The sequence below is a fragment of the Mesorhizobium sp. M4A.F.Ca.ET.050.02.1.1 genome (assembly GCF_003997725.1).
Taxonomy (GTDB): Bacteria; Pseudomonadota; Alphaproteobacteria; order Rhizobiales; family Rhizobiaceae; genus Mesorhizobium.
Map to the genome: position 1 here is coordinate 1 of NZ_RZSG01001033.1, position 1,802 is coordinate 1,802.

Annotated in this window: 2 protein-coding genes; one reads left to right on the forward strand and one right to left on the reverse strand. The window is 60.9% G+C overall.

The window, feature by feature from the left end; all coding sequences use genetic code 11:
• Positions 1-132: 132 nt before the first annotated feature.
• Positions 133-1,338, forward strand: coding sequence for a plasmid replication protein RepC (gene repC / locus EOA33_RS34590; protein WP_127407639.1), 1,206 nt, complete (start codon positions 133-135; stop codon positions 1,336-1,338).
• A gap of 333 nt (positions 1,339-1,671) precedes the next feature.
• Here repC and EOA33_RS41135 read toward each other — a convergent pair.
• A partial coding sequence (locus EOA33_RS41135; protein ID WP_127407640.1) for an integrase occupies positions 1,672-1,802 on the reverse strand: 131 nt, incomplete at its 5' end.

Below are 1,802 nucleotides of genomic sequence, written 5' to 3' on the forward strand. Positions count from 1 at the left end.
GAACGTCACCGTCGCGGAAGCCCTTCTCATCCTTAAGCAAGCTGAGAATCACATTTTCGCGAATCACTGTCAAGAGTCTTTGGCGTCGTTTTGGCGAGCAGGTTTCTTTTGCCTAATCGAGGGTGAAAGAAAATGGAGACCGGTATTGCAGCGACGCCCTTCGGGCGGCGGCCGATGTCGCTTGCCATGCTGGCAGCGCAGAACGAGTCACGTGAGATCCCCAAGGGCAGGGTCGTCGATAAATGGCAGATTTACCGCAACCTCTGCGAAGGCAAGAGCATCGTCGGCATCGGCGATCGTGCTCTGGCCGTGCTGAATGCGCTGCTATCTTTCTATCCTGACAGTGAGTTGAGTGAGGAGAACGGACTGATCGTCTTTCCCTCGAACGCTCAGCTGTCACTCAGGGCGCACGGAATGCCCGATGCCACACTCAGGCGGCACCTGGCGGCTCTTGTTGATGGCGGACTGATCATCCGTCGGGATAGCCCGAACGGCAAGCGTTACGCCCGCAAGGGCAGCGGAGGGGGGATCGAGGAAGCCTTTGGTTTTTCCCTGGCGCCGCTGCTGGCCCGTGCTTATGAGTTCGAGGCGGCGGCCGAGCGTGTTCGCGCCGACAACAGGGCGCTCAGGCTTATGCGCGAGCGGATTACCTTGCACCGGCGTGACATCCACAAGCTGATCGAGGCGGCCTTTGACGAAGATGTCCCGGGCGACTGGGGAGGCCTTTGGAAGCGTTTCCGCCAGGTTGTGGAGGCTATTCCCCGCCGAGCCTGCATTGCCGAGCTCGAGCCTATAGTTGCCGAGCTGGCCTCGTTGCGTGATGGTGTGGACAAGCTGCTGGAAATCCATATGAAATCCACGAATCCAAGCGGCAATGACTCTCAAAACGAGCGGCAGCAATCTGATTCAAATACCAACTCTATTTTTGAATTTGAACCTGCTTTAGAGAAAAGCGGGGCGACGGCCGAGCCCGGGACGAGGACCGCAGAGCCCCCGAAAACCTATCCGCTGGGACTTGTGCTGAAGGCCTGCCCCGAAATTGCGGACTACGCCGTCGATAGGATCAACAATTGGCGCGATTTCATGATCACCGCCGCCCAGGTGCGGGGCTACCTTGGCGTCTCGCCGTCGGCGTATGAGGAGGCCTGCCATGCGATGGGCCAGGAAACCGCCGCGATCGTGATTGCCTGCATCCTGCAACGCGCTCAGCACATCAATTCCGCCGGCGGATACCTGCGTGTGCTGACTGACAAGGCCCGGGCAGCGGCGTTTTCGGTCGGACCGATGCTGATGGCGGCGCTGAGGGCGAGCGGCGCCACGGCGAGGATGGCGGGGTGAGCACGGGGAAAGTCTCAAGCTGATGTCGGTATGAAGCTGAAGGACCGGCATCGCGGCGCGAACGGCACTGGCGGAACTCCGCTTGTGCGGACCTTTTCCAAAGGCGGTCCTGCTCAATTCGATCCCGCGCCTCGACGCGCTTATTGCCGATCTGCCGGGTGGGGATCCGGGGTTCGATTTTCCGCGGTCAGTTGCCTTGGGATCATTGTGGACTTTGTGCCGGGCACTGCCTTCGGCCTTGACATCTCCGTGCAGGGCGGGAGCTTGTTGCACTGTGCGTTCCGCGCGAAACGGCATGCGCGCGCCGCGAGCGACCTGCACCATCATCCGGATCTATATGATCACCCGCGCCGCCCGGCCGAGCGTCCGCTCCGCGTCATTGTAATAGTTCGAAGCCTGCTGGACCGAGTGGTGCTGCGACTGCTGCATGTCTTCCGGCAGCGGAATGCCGCGGCGGGCGGTTT

What these genes read in the sequence shown, in the direction of transcription:
- repC (WP_127407639.1), top strand. Translation starts at nt 133, where the DNA reads ATGGAGACCGGTATTGCAGCGACGCCCTTCGGGCGGCGGCCGATGTCG.